At 34.2% G+C, this 14,999-nt stretch carries 15 protein-coding genes; 5 read left to right on the forward strand and 10 right to left on the reverse strand.

What is annotated here, in order from left to right; translation table 11 throughout:
* Window positions 1-43: 43 nt before the first annotated feature.
* From HMPREF9071_RS07100 to HMPREF9071_RS07125, 6 genes are all read right to left on the reverse strand, one after another.
* Window positions 44-787, reverse strand: coding sequence for a uroporphyrinogen-III synthase (locus HMPREF9071_RS07100; RefSeq protein ID WP_009745928.1), 744 nt, complete (start codon window positions 785-787; stop codon window positions 44-46).
* A 3-nt stretch (window positions 788-790) separates the two neighbouring features.
* Window positions 791-1,462, reverse strand: coding sequence for a DUF4271 domain-containing protein (locus HMPREF9071_RS07105; protein WP_009745929.1), 672 nt, complete (start codon window positions 1,460-1,462; stop codon window positions 791-793).
* Window positions 1,463-1,481: 19 nt separating this feature from the next.
* Entirely contained in the window at window positions 1,482-1,871 is a 390-nt protein-coding gene (locus HMPREF9071_RS07110; RefSeq protein WP_040358068.1) for a DUF4296 domain-containing protein, read from the reverse strand.
* A 132-nt stretch (window positions 1,872-2,003) separates the two neighbouring features.
* Complete coding sequence (gene rny / locus HMPREF9071_RS07115; RefSeq protein WP_040358069.1) at window positions 2,004-3,578, reverse strand: ribonuclease Y; 1,575 nt, start codon at window positions 3,576-3,578, stop codon at window positions 2,004-2,006.
* Between the two features lie 185 nt (window positions 3,579-3,763).
* A complete protein-coding gene (locus HMPREF9071_RS07120; protein ID WP_009745932.1) occupies window positions 3,764-4,060 on the reverse strand; it encodes a cell division protein ZapA in 297 nt (98 codons plus the stop codon).
* Between the two features lie 6 nt (window positions 4,061-4,066).
* Window positions 4,067-4,396 (reverse strand): hypothetical protein, encoded by a 330-nt coding sequence (locus HMPREF9071_RS07125; protein ID WP_253908267.1) that lies wholly within the window; start codon window positions 4,394-4,396, stop codon window positions 4,067-4,069.
* A 117-nt stretch (window positions 4,397-4,513) separates the two neighbouring features.
* Between HMPREF9071_RS07125 and HMPREF9071_RS07130 the strand changes: the two genes are divergently transcribed.
* A complete protein-coding gene (locus HMPREF9071_RS07130; RefSeq protein WP_009745934.1) occupies window positions 4,514-5,053 on the forward strand; it encodes an isochorismatase family protein in 540 nt (179 codons plus the stop codon).
* A 38-nt stretch (window positions 5,054-5,091) separates the two neighbouring features.
* Here HMPREF9071_RS07130 and dnaB read toward each other — a convergent pair whose 3' ends face one another.
* Complete coding sequence (gene dnaB, locus HMPREF9071_RS07135) at window positions 5,092-6,657, reverse strand: replicative DNA helicase (protein ID WP_040358070.1); 1,566 nt, start codon at window positions 6,655-6,657, stop codon at window positions 5,092-5,094.
* Between the two features lie 318 nt (window positions 6,658-6,975).
* Between dnaB and HMPREF9071_RS07140 the strand changes: the two genes are divergently transcribed.
* The 4 genes from HMPREF9071_RS07140 to HMPREF9071_RS07155 are packed head-to-tail and all read left to right on the forward strand — an operon-like array spanning window position 6,976 to window position 11,096.
* A complete protein-coding gene (locus HMPREF9071_RS07140; protein ID WP_040358071.1) occupies window positions 6,976-8,760 on the forward strand; it encodes a long-chain fatty acid--CoA ligase in 1,785 nt (594 codons plus the stop codon).
* 12 nt (window positions 8,761-8,772) lie between these two features.
* Window positions 8,773-9,288: a hypothetical protein gene (locus HMPREF9071_RS07145; RefSeq protein ID WP_009745937.1), complete on the forward strand. Its 516-nt coding sequence runs from the start codon at window positions 8,773-8,775 to the stop codon at window positions 9,286-9,288.
* 6 nt (window positions 9,289-9,294) lie between these two features.
* Window positions 9,295-9,924 (forward strand): rhomboid family intramembrane serine protease, encoded by a 630-nt coding sequence (locus HMPREF9071_RS07150; RefSeq protein ID WP_009745938.1) that lies wholly within the window; start codon window positions 9,295-9,297, stop codon window positions 9,922-9,924.
* A gap of 47 nt (window positions 9,925-9,971) precedes the next feature.
* Complete coding sequence (locus tag HMPREF9071_RS07155) at window positions 9,972-11,096, forward strand: nucleoid-associated protein (RefSeq protein WP_009745939.1); 1,125 nt, start codon at window positions 9,972-9,974, stop codon at window positions 11,094-11,096.
* A 68-nt stretch (window positions 11,097-11,164) separates the two neighbouring features.
* On the opposite strand, the gene HMPREF9071_RS07160 is transcribed toward HMPREF9071_RS07155, so the two are convergent.
* The 3 genes from HMPREF9071_RS07160 to rlmD form a co-directional block, all read right to left on the reverse strand.
* Window positions 11,165-12,172: a 3-oxoacyl-ACP synthase III family protein gene (locus tag HMPREF9071_RS07160; RefSeq protein ID WP_009745940.1), complete on the reverse strand. Its 1,008-nt coding sequence runs from the start codon at window positions 12,170-12,172 to the stop codon at window positions 11,165-11,167.
* A gap of 65 nt (window positions 12,173-12,237) precedes the next feature.
* Window positions 12,238-13,431, reverse strand: a complete 1,194-nt coding sequence (sucC, locus tag HMPREF9071_RS07165; protein ID WP_009745941.1) for an ADP-forming succinate--CoA ligase subunit beta — start codon at window positions 13,429-13,431, stop codon at window positions 12,238-12,240.
* Window positions 13,432-13,533: 102 nt separating this feature from the next.
* The gene (gene rlmD / locus HMPREF9071_RS07170) at window positions 13,534-14,943 is read right to left on the reverse strand and encodes a 23S rRNA (uracil(1939)-C(5))-methyltransferase RlmD (RefSeq protein WP_009745942.1); all 1,410 of its coding nucleotides are present in this window, start codon (window positions 14,941-14,943) and stop codon (window positions 13,534-13,536) included.
* Window positions 14,944-14,999 lie beyond the last annotated feature (56 nt).

Consider the following 14,999-nt stretch of genomic DNA (forward strand, 5'->3'; position numbering starts at 1 on the left):
AGTTCACAGCAAAAAAGACTACTTAGGTAGTCTTTTATATCCATTATCTTTTGTTCGTTTTCTCTAAGTATTTCTCTAAAGCCATTGTCATGGAAGGAGTTTCTGGAAGAGGTGCTTGGATATCTATTCTCAGTCCAGCTTCTTCAGCTGTTTTAAGAGTAGAAGCTCCAAAAACAGCTATACGAGTAGTTCCTTGTTTAAAATCAGAAAAATTTTTGAAAAGAGACTCTACTCCTGCAGGACTAAAGAAAGCTATTACATCATATTTTACATCTTTCAAATCTGTAATATCAGCATGAGCAGTTCTGAATAGGATACCTCTTTTCCACTCTATTTTTAAATCATTTAATGATTTTTCTATTGTAGGGCTTAATACTTCTGAAGTAGGGAAAAAGAACTTTTCTTCTTTATGTTTTTTCAAAAATGGTATAAGATCTGCAAAATCTTTTTTTCCTACATAAATCTTTCTTTTTCTGTAAGTTATATATTTTTGTAAATAAAAGGCTACTGCTTCAGAAAGACAAAAGTAACGCATCATATCAGGAACTTTAAATCTCATTTCTTCTGCCACTCGAAAAAAATGGTCTACGGCATTCCTACTAGTAAGAATAATAGCTGTATGATTCTGAAGTTCAATCTTTTGAGTTCTCAAATCCTTTCCAGTCACTCCTTGTACTTCTGTAAAAGGACGGAAATCTATTTTTACTTTATATTTTTCTATAATCTGGTGATATGGTGAATTCTCTGACTGCTCTGGTTGGGAGACCAAGATTGTTTTCACTTTCATAATTTAACTTATTGATGAGGAATTAATTATCCAATGTTTAATAAAAATATAGGGTACTATTTCTACGGTGCAAAGATACAAAATAAAATAATACCAGTAATGTCTTATTTCATTTTTGTACAACTTTACAAATGAAACTAATCCAAGTATCTGTATATATAAAAATGTAATCAATGAAAATCCTAGTAAATATATGTTATTATTCATCCCATAAATATCGAAAAAAAGAAGAAAGACCAATATAAAAGAAGCATAATTAGAATAACTTAAGCGAATGAAAAGATATGACCTGGAAAACAGATCAAAATCAAATACATAACTTATAAAACGTTGAAAAGTAATTTTCAATAAAAGAAAAGCAGCTACCCCTACCATAATAATATAAGGAAGAGGAATTGAATAAAAAGAAAAATCTATAAGAAAATATCTCATTAATAACCAAATGGTAATACTAAGGACTAACCACTGTATCCCTAATAACGAAGAGGTAAAGAGTACATTTGTCTTCTCTTTTTTGTTAAATATGATAATATATTTATTATTAAAAAGTAAATTCAAAAATTCTCTAAAACGAAAGGAGTGATATGTTTTTATAAAAGCTATAATTGCTAAAATAGCTATAAAAACAAAAGAAATCCAATCAATATTATTAGAAACAACAGGAGTCCATTTCATAAATTAATTCTTTAAATATTTACTTTTCTATTATTTTCAAACTATCTGATGAAGACTCTTTTACAGGGACATTAGGAATATTCTCTTTTCGCAGCAAACTATCTTCCTTTTCCAAGCGAATATTCACACGGGAGAGTATTTCCTTACATTTTTGAGGATTTGAAGTGTAAAAAGATATATTCTGTGCCAATTGTAAACTATCAACTCCATATTTCTTATAAATGATATTGGAGATACTCACTCCCTGTTCATCATAGAGCTTTGGGTCAACACTTTTTGAGGCATTTAATAGGACTAAATCATAAAAGATGGACTCCATTTGTTCTTCTGACAATTTTTTTGAGGGAGGAGAAATAAGTTGGGAACAAGCTATTAAGCTTAAAAATAAAAGGTTATAAAAGTATTTCACACTTATAAATTATTATGGTACAAAAGTACAACATTTTTTAAAATAGGCAAAGATAATTCCTAATCAAATTTCTATAAAATAGAAGAGCTAAAGAAAATCCTTAGCTCTTTTCTCTATTACCATTTATAAAATTTACTTTGCAATATTCACAGCTCTTGTTTCTCGAATTACAGTTACCTTAACCTGTCCAGGATAGGTCATATCTGTTTGTATTTTTTGAGAAAGATTAAAAGAAAGCTCAGCAGCTTTTTCATCAGATACCTTTTCACTTTCTACAATTACACGGAGTTCTCGTCCGGCTTGAATAGCATAAGCTTTCTTCACTCCTTGAAAGGAGAATGCAGTATCTTCCAATTCTTTAAGCCGTTGAATATAGGAGTCCAATACTTGTCTACGGGCTCCAGGTCTCGCTCCTGATATAGCATCGCATACCTGTACAATAGGAGAAAGTAAAGAGGTCATCTCTATTTCATCATGATGTGCTCCTATAGCATTGCATACTTCAGGCTTTTCACCATATTTTTGAGCCCATTCCATACCTAAGAGAGCGTGAGGAGTCTCTGTATCTGTTTCAGGCACCTTCCCTATATCATGAAGGAGTCCAGCACGCTTAGCTAATTTCACATTAAGCCCCAATTCTGCAGCCATGAGACCACATAAGCGAGATACTTCACGAGAGTGCTGTAATAGGTTTTGACCATAGGAGGAACGATATTTCATTCGCCCTACAGCCTTAATAAGTTCTGGATGAAGCCCATGTATACCTAAGTCTATAATTGTTCTTTTACCTATTTCTGCTATCTCATCTTCTACTTGTTTGGTTGTTTTTTCTACCACTTCTTCTATACGTGCAGGATGAATACGACCATCCGTAACCAATTTATGTAAAGAAAGACGTGCAATTTCACGCCTTACTGAATCAAAACAAGAGAGGATAATTGCCTCTGGTGTATCATCTACAATAATTTCTACTCCGGTAGCCGCTTCTAAGGCACGAATATTGCGACCCTCACGTCCAATAATGCGTCCTTTTACATCATCTGATTCAAGATTGAAAACTGACACACAATTATCAATAGCTTCCTCTGTACCAATACGCTGTATAGTATTGATGATAATTTTCTTTGCTTCTTGTCGAGCTGTAAGCTTAGCCTCCTCAATAGTAGTTTGGATGTAAGCCATAGCATCTGTTTTTGCTTCGCTTTTTAAGGAGTCAATCAACTGTGTTTTAGCTTCTTCGGCAGTGAGCCCGGAGATTACTTCTAATTGTTTTACTTGACTTTTATGTAATCTATCTACTTCTTCTTGTTTTTTATCTACCAAAGAGATACGATATTCACATTCTTGAGTTTTCTGGGCTAACTCTTCATTGAGCTTTTTATTTTGAGCTAATTCAGTAGAAACTTGAGATTCTTTATCTTTTACACGTTTCTCTGCCTCAGAGATCTTTTTTTCTTTACTTAAGATAAGTTTTTCATGTTCTGCCTTAAGTTCTAAGAATTTTTCTTTTGCCTGATAAATTTTTTCTTTTTTAATATTTTCAGCTTCTATTTTGGCCTGCTTGAGGATATTTTGCGATTCATCTTGTGCATCTCTGACCACTTTAAAAGCATATTTTTCTTGCTTTTTCTTAAGGGAGTACCATACTAGGGCAGCTCCCACAAATATTCCAATAATGGTTCCTACTATTAATGTTGTTATATCCATAAAAAAATAATTATATAAAAAGCCTGCAAGAAGACCTGTGAATAAACTCCTAAAAAGCATATTTAGAGCTACCAAACCCTTCAAGTATCTGTAAGTGAACACAGCACGCTTTGGTGGTTTGACTCACCCTTCTGAATTATTTTCTGTTGAGTTTACCAAAAAAACTATTCTTGCAGGCAGTATTTTTATCTATTGTTACTGATCTCTGATAATATTCTATATATTTTCTCTAATTTTTCTATATTATCCTTTCTTTGATTTTCATTAGTAAGTACCTCTTGGGATAGAGGTGTTGCTAAAGAAATAGCACACATAGCCAATGAATCTTGGCGATCCTTTATAGGGAAATTTTGCTCAAAATATCTGACTTGTTCATTAATTTTTTCAGCAGCTTTTCGATAAGCTTCTTCCTGTTCAGGGAAGATTTTCAAGGGATATACCCTATCGGCTATCTTCAAAGTTATTCTTAATTTCTCACTCATTCTTATTTAGTTTTGTGAAAGTTGTACAATACACTGCTCTATTTCACGAATGAGCCTATTTATTTTGAGTTTGGCTTCCGCTTTTGTTTCATCACTGCCTAAAAGAGCCTGGGTCACTTTCAATGCATTATACTTTTGTTCATACAAATTCTTCTGCTGTTGTGCTTGTTGAAGCTCTTGATTAAGTTCCTCTATCTGCTTCAAAAGAACCCCATTTTTCTCTTGCAAAGAAAGTACATATTGCTGTACCTCCGGAAGTAATATTTCTATTTTTTCAATCCATTCTTCCATCTTATTCTCTAAGTAAGAGAAACAACCCTTGCTTTTGGTGTGCAAAGGTAAGACATTTTATAGTTAAAAACAACTATTTAGATAAATATTTATTTAATTTCATAATTTGCTGATTATTATATTATTTATTATCTTTGTGGCAAAATTAAACAAAATATATCTATGTTATCTGTTAATGATACTCAATTAGTTATCCTTGACATTCAAGGAAAGCTATCTCAGATTGTATACAAATCTGAGGAAATACTCAGACAAAGTCATTTGCTTATTCAAGGATGCAAATTACTAAATATCCCCATCATCTGGGTGGAACAAACCCCTGAAAAGTTAGGAGATACTAATTCCATCATCGCAACATCCCTCTCAGAGTTATCTCCTATCAAAAAGTATACTTTTTCTGCCTATAGGAATAAGGATTTTGCTGAAAGAGTAAAAGCTAACCTTCGTCCACAAATACTCCTTATAGGAATCGAAACACACATTTGCATTTATCAAACAGCTTACGATTTGGTTAATGCAGGATATGAAGTTTTTGTAGTGGCTGATGCTGTTTCTTCTCGTACAGTTGAAAATAGAAATATAGGTTTGCAGATGATCATTCAAACTCAAGGAAAAATTATCAGTGTTGAAGGAGCTCTATTCTCTTTGCTAAAGGATTCACAACATGAAAAATTTAGAGATATAGCAAAGCTAATCAAATAAAAAAAGGTTTGCCCTTTTGGACAACCTTTTTTTTCTCTCTAGAAATTAATATCAGGATTGATTGATTTACTCTCAAAGGCATTATCGATATTTCCTTTTGGTATTGATGTAGGAGATGGTATTACTTCATCTTTTTGATCATTATATCTAGAATTATAAGATTGAATTTGTTGTCTCTCTTCTTGTTGCAAGGAAAAATTATTACTCAAGTTGCTGAATACTCCATTAACAAATTGTAAACGAATATTATCCAATCCTCCATTACGATGTTTTGCTACTATGAGTTCAGCTTGATTAGCAGTAGGGGTTTGTTCTGTATCATCCCAAGTATTAAGTTTGTAATACTCAGGTCGGTAAAGGAAAGTAACAATATCAGCATCTTGTTCTATAGCACCTGATTCACGAAGGTCAGAGAGTTGAGGGCGCCTATGTCCTGGTCTATTTTCTACATTACGTGAGAGTTGTGAGAGAGCTATTACAGGAATATCTAATTCTTTAGCTAAAGCCTTAAGATTACGAGAGATAGCAGATATTTCTTGTTCTCGGTTTCCTCCTATTTTTCCACTGGTATTGGCAGTCATTAGTTGAAGGTAATCTATAAAAATAATCTTTACCCCATACTTAGAAACCATACGACGAGCTTTCGCACGAAGGTCAAAGATGGAAAGTGAAGGAGTATCATCTATATAGAGAGGAGCATCGAGCAAACTTTGTATTTTTTTATTTAGTTGTTCAAAATCATCATCACTTAATTTCCCTGTACGAAGTTTATCGGAACTTATTCCTGTTTCTGAAGCAATAAGCCTTGTAATAAGCTGTATTGAGGACATTTCTAAGGAAAAAAAAGCTACTGGAATTTTACTATTTACTGCTATATTCCTTGCCATGCTTAGTGTAAAGGCTGTTTTCCCCATTGCAGGACGTGCCGCCACAATAATAAGGTCTGTTGGTTGCCATCCTGCAGTAAGTTCATCTATTTTGGTAAATCCTGAAGGAATTCCACTAAACTCTTCTTTTTTATTATGTAACTCCTCTATCTTTTTACGTGCTTTTATAACTAGTTCTCTTGCAGATTCAGAGGTACGAGTAATATTCCCTTGAGTAATTGAAAAAAGCTTTCCTTCTGCGCTATCTAAAAGGTCAAATACATCGGTTTCATCATCGTATGCTTCCTCAATAATTTCATTAGACATCTTAATAAGCCTACGCTGAATATACTTTTGGATAAGAATACGTGCATGGAACTCTATATTAGCAGAAGAAGACACCTTTTCTGTCAAATATACCAAATAGGCTCCTCCGCCTACTTCTTTTAAATTACCGTCCTTAAGTAATTGTTCACGTACCGTCATCATATCCACGGGTTGGGAATCCTTAAAGAGCTTATAGATAGCTGCATAGATTTTCTGATGAGCAGGAGAATAAAAAGCCTCATCAGAAAGGATATCTATTACCTCATCCACACCACGCTTATCTATAAGCATACCTCCAAGTATTACTTCTTCTAACTCCAAATTCTGGGGAGGTATCTTCCCTTTTTCAAGTGTAGGAATTGTACGAGGAGCAATAACTGTCTCTATAGATTGTGGAGAAATATTTTCCATGTATTTAACAATTAAGCATTTAGATATAAGATGGACTTCTTTGAAATCCTTGGCAAAAATACATTCATTTTTTAGATAAGGGAAATGCAAACTCTTATATTTCTATTTTTATATTTTTTAATATATAAGATAAAGAACTGATTTTACGATTTTTCATTTGGATAATAAAAGTCACAGAAGCTATGATTTTTATTTTTCAACAAAAGAAAGTGCATTGTGTAAAAGTTTTTTTGAGAGATGTTTTTTCAATATTTTAATGCTATTTCAAAAATTTAATGTATTTTTGCAGTAGAAATAAAAATGCTAAAATTACACTTAATGAAAGAGGTAACTCGCCTGTTTGATATTCCTTATTATCAATTAGAAAAATATCCTATAGAAAATGCTTTAGTCACTAAATATAATGATAAATGGTCTGCCATTTCCTCTAAGGATTATGTAGAGAAAATAAACCAAGTAAGCCGAGCATTGCTATATTTAGGAGTAAAACCGAAGGATAAAATAGCCGTTGTTTCCTCCAATAATCGTACCGAATGGCACATATTGGATATTGCTATTATGCAAATTGGAGCACATAATATCCCTATCTATCCCACTATTCCAAAAGAAGATTATATTTACATCTTCAACCATGCTGAAGTGAAGTATTGCTTTGTGTCAGACAAAGATTTGCTAGAGAAAATAAGAAATATAGTACCGGAAGTTCCCTCATTAAAAGAAATATTTACTTTTGATAATATAGAAAATGTACGCGGATGGAGTAAAATCCTTTCTATAGGCGAAAATACTGAGAATCAGAATGAAGTAGAAGCTATTAAGGCACAAATACAGCCCACTGATATGGCAACTATTATTTACACTTCGGGTACTACAGGAAAGCCCAAAGGAGTAATGCTCTCTCATGATAATATTATTAGTAATATTAAAAACTGTCATGCTCGGGTTCCTGTAAAAGCAGGAGATGTTTGTCTTAGCTTTCTACCTGTATGTCATATATTCGAACGAATGCTTACTTACTTATACCAGTATAATGGCATTCGCCTATATTTTGCTGAATCCTTTGATAAAGTAGCCTTAAATATTAGTGAAGTAAAGCCTCACCTTATTACAGTAGTACCACGTGTAGTGGAGAAAGTATATGACAATATTTATAACAAAGGAGTCGCTCTCTCTGGTATAGCCAAATCCTTATTCTTTTGGGCTCTAAAATTAGGGTATCAATATAAACCTTATGGAAAGAATGGTTGGTGGTATGGTCTCAAACTAAAGATAGCCAGAAAACTTATATTTTCCAAATGGAAAAAAGCCTTAGGAGGTAACTTGCAAATGATATGTGGAAGTGCTGCTCTACAACCCCGCTTAGTACGGGTATTTTCTGCAGCAGGAATTCCTATTTGGGAAGGTTACGGACTTACAGAGACTTCTCCTGTTATCTCTGTAAATTGTAAGAAAGGAAATCTCTGGAAAATAGGTACTATAGGAAAACCTATAGATAATATTGAAGTCAAAATAGCTGAAGATGGAGAAATCCTTTGTAAAGGGAGCAATGTAATGTTAGGTTACTTCAAGAATGAAGAACAAACCCATAATACTATTGATAAGGAAGGCTTCTTCCACACGGGAGATATTGGTTTTCTTGATGAGGATGGTTATCTTACCATTACAGATCGTAAAAAAGAGATGTTCAAAACCTCTGGTGGTAAATATATAGCACCACAATACATTGAGAATAAGCTCAAACAATCTCGTTTCATAGAACAAGCGATGGTAGTAGGTGAAGGAGAGAAGATGCCTGGAGCATTCCTCCAACCCGATTTTTCTTTTATAAGAGAGTGGCTCAAGCGACATGGGAATACGCAGAATTTTAGTAATGCAGAACTTGTAAAAGATAAGCGAGTACGAGAACGAATTGCTCAGGAAATAGAACACATTAATAAAAAATTAGGTAAATGGGAACAAGTAAAAGTATTTGACCTTACTCCTGATGAATGGAGTATAGATGCTGGACACCTCACCCCTACCCTCAAACTCAAAAGACGTATTATCCTTGAAAAGTACAAGGATATCTATAATACCTTTTATAATAAAGAATCTCAATCATAGAAAAGAGTAATTATGATATATCGTTTTAGAATTATTTTAGATGTGGATACGGATGTATTCCGTGATATTGAAGTGGAAAGTCAAATTAATTTAGAAGATTTTCACAAATGTATTTCAAAATCCTTTGGCTTCAATGGAGAAGAAATGGCTTCTTTCTACAAAAGTGATGAGGATTGGAACCAAGGAGAAGAGTTTAGCCTTTTTGACACCGAAGGAGATACTCCTGTAATGGCAGATACTATTTTGGAATCCATAATGGACGAAGATAATCGTCACTTACTCTATGTATATGATTTCTACAATATGTGGACTTTTTTTGTAGACTTGAAAGAAATAGGTCAGAAGCAAAAAGGTGTTACTTATCCTAATATCTTGGTTAAGCATGGTTCTGTCCCTGAAGATGCACCAGAGAGGAACTTTGTAGCAGAGGACTTTAATGAATTTGATTCTGAATTCAATGACTTTGAATTTGATCAAGATGAGTTTGATGAATATCATGGATACAATGATGATGATTATTATTCTTAGAAACAGATGACAACAAATATTCTTTTTTTTGCTATACTTATCACCACTATAGGAGTAAGCTATTATGGCTTTAATAATTCCAATTTTTTTAACCGCTATATGTTCAATGTAGGAGCTGTCCAAAGGGGAGATTATCTACGTCTTATTTCCTCTGGATTCTTACATGCCAATTGGGAGCATCTCATTTTCAATATGATTTCTTTGTACTTCTTTCATGGAATTATCATTCATGGAATGGGGAGTTTCATATTTTTACTTATATATTTGGGTTCCATTGTTTTTGGGAATCTTTTTAGCCTATATATATACCGACATCAATCCTACTACTCAGCTATAGGAGCATCAGGAGGTGTTTCAGGTATTATCTTTGCTGCTATTGCTCTTTTCCCATATCTCCAAGTAAACTTTATTCCAGGTTGGTTCTTTGGGACACTCTATTTTAGCTATTCTGTATATATGATGCTTAATCCTCGTCAAGGAGATAACTTAGGGCATGCAGCTCACTTAGGAGGCGCTATTTTTGGGCTTGTTGCCATTGCATTCTTTGAACCTATGGTAATTATCCAGAATGCTCTTTACTTAGGTATCATGGCACTTCCTTTAGGGTATATGGGATATAAATTATTAAAAAAATAAAAAGTTTTTTGTACATTTGCACCCATTAAAAAATCAAAACGAGACAAATGCTTGACCTTTTTAATACTCAAATAGAATCTCTTTCTATTCATCAAGTGGGAAATATGCAAAAAGGAGAAAACCTCTTCCTCTCCCAACAGCCTTATGCTCTTGATGACCAGATGATAAGTGTACTTAAGGAATATTTTCTAAAACCTTTTAGAGAGAAAGAAGAAAATTATATGCACTTTGTGAATGAAACTTCCTTAGAATTCAATGAGATGTTTGCCTTAGCTACCGAAATTTTCGCTAATCCATCCTCTATTCATACCCATTCACTACGTATTGCTCAGTTGCTGTATGAGCAATCCAATCATCCTCATATCAAGTCAGGGGAGTTGTATGTAGCCTATCTTTCTCATATTACTCTTGACAATGCCAAAGTAGAGGCTATTGGAATTTTTAAGTCTGAAATGAAACAAAACTTTCTCCAATTTGAGCAAGAACAGAACCAGTTAGATATTCTATTAGAAGAAGGAGTGAATGTCAATAAGTTGGATAAAGGTTGTCTTATTTTCAATGTAAATAAAGAAGAGGGATATAAAATTCTATCTGTAGATAGTAATCGCTATGATACCAAATATTGGACAGAGCAATTCTTAGGTATTGATGCCCTTGCCGATGATGCTTTTTTTACCAAAAAATACCTAAAAATGTGTCAGGATTTCGCTAAAGAAGTTGTACTTCCCACGGAAGGTAAGCAGGAAGAAATCCTATTTATGAACCGTGCTGTGAACCACTTTGCTAAAAACGATGAGTTTGAGGAAACTCATTTCCTTAATGAGGTATTAGGAGACAAAGTATTCAAAAAAGAATACGCTCCTCATGAGGATGATGAAGATCAGAGCCTTACGGAAGGGTATATGGATCTTATCCCTGAATTTCGTAACTTTAAAGAAACCAAAGGAAAGAAATACTACATTGAGGATGTTTCCTCTTTCCCTATTGTTAATAAAGCAGTATCGGATATGCGTAAGAAAATTAAAAATGTCATTGATCTGGATACCAATATACAAATCCGTATGGATTTTGTCAATCCCGAATCTGCTGAAAAGTTTGTAGAAAAAGGCTGGGATGAAGAACGAGGTATGTTCTACTATCTCATTTATTTTAATGAAGAAAAGAAAAGCTAAATTATAAGGTATAGGTAAAAGGTAAAAAGTAATAGGAGTAGAAAACTTTTTACCTTTTACTTTTTCTTTTACCACTTAATCACCACGCTTCCCCAGGTAAAACCACTACCAAAAGCGGCTAAAATAAGGATATCATTTTCCTTAACGCGATTCTGTTCTACGGCTTCGGCTAAGGCAATAGCTATTGAGGCAGCAGTTGTGTTTCCATATTTCTGGATATTATTAAATATTCTCTCATCTGAGAGTTTAAATTTCTGCTGAATAAACTGGGAGATACGCAAATTTGCTTGGTGAGGAATAAATAGGTCAATATCCTCCTCGGTAAGGTGATTTGCCTTTAATCCTTCCATGATCACTTCAGAGAAGCGCACTACTGCATTTTTGAAAACGAACTGTCCATTCATATAAGGGAAGTAGGAGGTATCTTCTGGATCATTCTCTTTAAGCAAATCCGTAATCCATTTCTTTCCTACTCCAGGAGTAATGATCGCTAATTCCTCAGCATAAGCACCCTCACTATGTAAGTGAGAGGAGAGAATACCTCGATTGGATTGTTCACAACGAGAAAGCACTACTGCTCCTGCTCCATCTCCAAAAAGTACTGCCATATTACGACCCCGTGTAGTAAGATCTAAAGCTGGAGATTGTGTTTCAGAGGCAATAACCAAGATATTCTTATACATACCCGTTTTGATAAACTGATCAGCGACTGAAAGCGCATAGATAAATCCAGAACATTGGTTACGGATATCTAAAGCTCCAATAGTATTGAGCCCTAATTCTTTTTGAGCTAACACACCACAGCCTGGGAAATAATAATCCGGACTCAAAGTAGCAAAAATAAGAAAATCAATATCCTCTTTAGCTATATTCGCTTTATCCATAGCCATTTGGGCAGCACGTACTCCCATAGAAGTAGTAGTATCCTTTCCTCTGGTGGCAAACCGGCGCTCTCGTATGCCAGTACGTTCTTGAATCCACTCATCTGAAGTATCCATCATCTTGGATAGATCATTATTGGTAACAATATTTTCAGGTACATAATAACCTGTACCTACAATAATAGAATTATACATAAATCATTTAATATTAAAAAGAAAGCCTTGATAACAAGGCTCCTTTATTACAAATATAAAATTGTTTATCTCAATACTTCTTTCACTTTATCAGCAGCCTCTTGAAATTGAATAGCAGAATGTACAGCAAGTCCTGATTTATCAATAATTTCCTTAGCAATTTCTGCATTAGTTCCTTGTAGTCGAACAATAATAGGAACTTTAATAGCAGAGCCCATATTCTTATAAGCATCTACAATTCCTTGAGCTACACGGTCACAACGTACAATTCCTCCAAAGATATTTACTAAGATAGCCTTTACATTGGGATCTTTCAAAATAATACGGAATGCGGTTTCCACACGAGCAGCATCAGCAGTACCTCCTACATCCAAAAAGTTAGCTGGTTCTCCTCCTGCTTGTTTTATGAGATCCATAGTAGCCATAGCAAGTCCTGCTCCATTAACCATACATCCTACATTTCCATCCAAATCCACATAATTAAGCCCTGCTGCTTTTGCTTCTACCTCTATAGGGCGCTCTTCACGAGTATCACGTAATGCAGCATAATCCTTATGTCGGAAAAGAGCATTATCATCAATAGTTACTTTAGCATCTACTGCAAGTATCTTGCTGTCCGAAGTTTTAAGAAGTGGATTGATCTCAAACAGATTTGCATCAGAAGAGATATAGGCTTTATACAGAGAGGTTACAAATTTTACCATTTCCTTAAAAGCCTCTCCTTCAAGCCCTAAGTTAAAAGCTATATTTCTTGCTTGAAAGGGGAGCAACCCTAATTCTGGGTCTACCTCTTCAGTGAAGATAAGATGGGGTGTATTTGCCGCTACGGATTCAATATCCATACCTCCTTCGGTGGAGTACATAATCATATTCTTTCCTTTGGCACGATTAAGCAGGATAGACATATAATATTCCTTAGGTTCGCTTTCTCCTGGATAGAATACATCTTCAGCTATCAATACCTGGTGAACCTCTTTTCCTTCCTTAGGAGTTTGAGGAGTTACTAAGTGCATTCCAATAATCTGAGAAGAAATTTCTTTTACTTGCTGCAAATTCTTAGCTAACTTTACCCCTCCTCCCTTTCCACGTCCTCCTGCATGGATTTGTGCTTTTACTACATACCATTGAGTTCCTGTCTGCTCTGTAAGTTTCTCTGCTGCCTTTACAGCTTCATCAGCTGAAGTAGCTACGATTCCACGTTGTACGCGTACACCAAAACTTGATAGAATTTCCTTTCCTTGATATTCGTGTAAATTCATAATGTAACTTTATTTATAGTGGCAAATGTACAAAAAAATAATGATATTTTTATATTTTTTCTATTTTTTGTTAGCAAAAATATTTCAATTTCGCTTAAGAGATTATTTCAATTCCAAAAGTGCTACATTTTCAATATGATAAGTCTGAGGGAACATATCTACAGGTCGTATTTTGACCACCTTATACATAGGATCCATTAGAGCTAAATCTCGGGCTTGAGTAGCACTATTACAACTCACATAAACAACTCTCTTGGGAGCTATTCTAAGGATTTGTGCTATTACATCTTTATGCATACCATCTCTGGGAGGATCTGTAATAATCACATCAGGGGTACCATGCTTGGTGATAAACTCTTCATTGAAGATATTCTTCATATCTCCCACAAAGAAGTCCACATTATATATTTGATTAGTATGTGCATTCTCTTTAGCATCAGCAATAGCTTCTGGAACAGACTCTACTCCTATTACTTTTTTAGCTCCTTTGGCTATAAACTGTGCAATTGTTCCCGTGCCTGTATAAAGGTCATACACTAATTCTTTTCCTGTAAGTGCTGCAAAATCTCTAGTTACTTTGTATAACTGATAAGCCTGTAAGGAATTAGTCTGAAAGAAAGATTTAGCATTAATCTTAAAGCGTAAATCTTCCATCTCTTCATGAATAAATTCTCTTCCATGATAACAAATCACCTCTTGATCATAAATGGTATCATTAGGCTTACTATTAATAATGTACTGAAGAGAAGTAATCTGAGGGAATTGTACCAACAAATAGTCTAACAACTCTTTTCTTTCTTCCTTTCTCTCCTCTAAGAATTGTATAACAAGCATAATTTCCCCTATAGAAGTGATACGAATCATCATAGTTCGTAACCAACCTGAATGACTACAAGGATTATAGAAAGTATATCCATGAGTATTAGCATATTCTTTTATAGCATTACGAATGGCATTAGAAGGATCTTCCTGAAGGTAACACTTATGAATATCCAACACTTTATCCCAAGCACCTGCAATATGGAAACCTAATCCATTACGATTATTTATTTCCTCCTTAGATTCAATTTCTTCTGAGGTAAGCCATCGGGATTCACTAAAGGAAAATTCTATTTTATTTCTATAGAAATACTCCTTTTCACTCCCTAAAATAGGCAATATTTCTTCAGGAACAATTCCTCCTAAGCGCTTAAGGTTATTTACCACTTCCTTTTGCTTGTAAAAGAGCTGACTTTGATAGTTCATATCTTGCCATTGACAACCTCCACAATAGAGAAAATGTTCACAGACAGGAGGTACTCTTAAAGGGGATTTTTGATAAAATTTCACCACTGTTCCCTCATAGAATGCTTTCTTCTTTTTAGTTATAAGTACATCCACTATATCTTCTGGAATTGCATTTTCTAAAAAAATAACCCTTCCATCAGGGGCATGAGCAATACTTTTCCCTTTAGCACCCGCATCAGTTACAGTAACTTTTTCTATTAAAAGAGGTTTTTTATCTTTTCTCATGTAATTGATATCCTATAGAGAAGTTAAGAATGAATATTAATGCAATGTAGGGACGA

Origin of the sequence: Capnocytophaga sp. oral taxon 338 str. F0234 (assembly GCF_000192225.1) — a bacterium.
Lineage (GTDB): Bacteria > Bacteroidota > Bacteroidia > Flavobacteriales > Flavobacteriaceae > Capnocytophaga.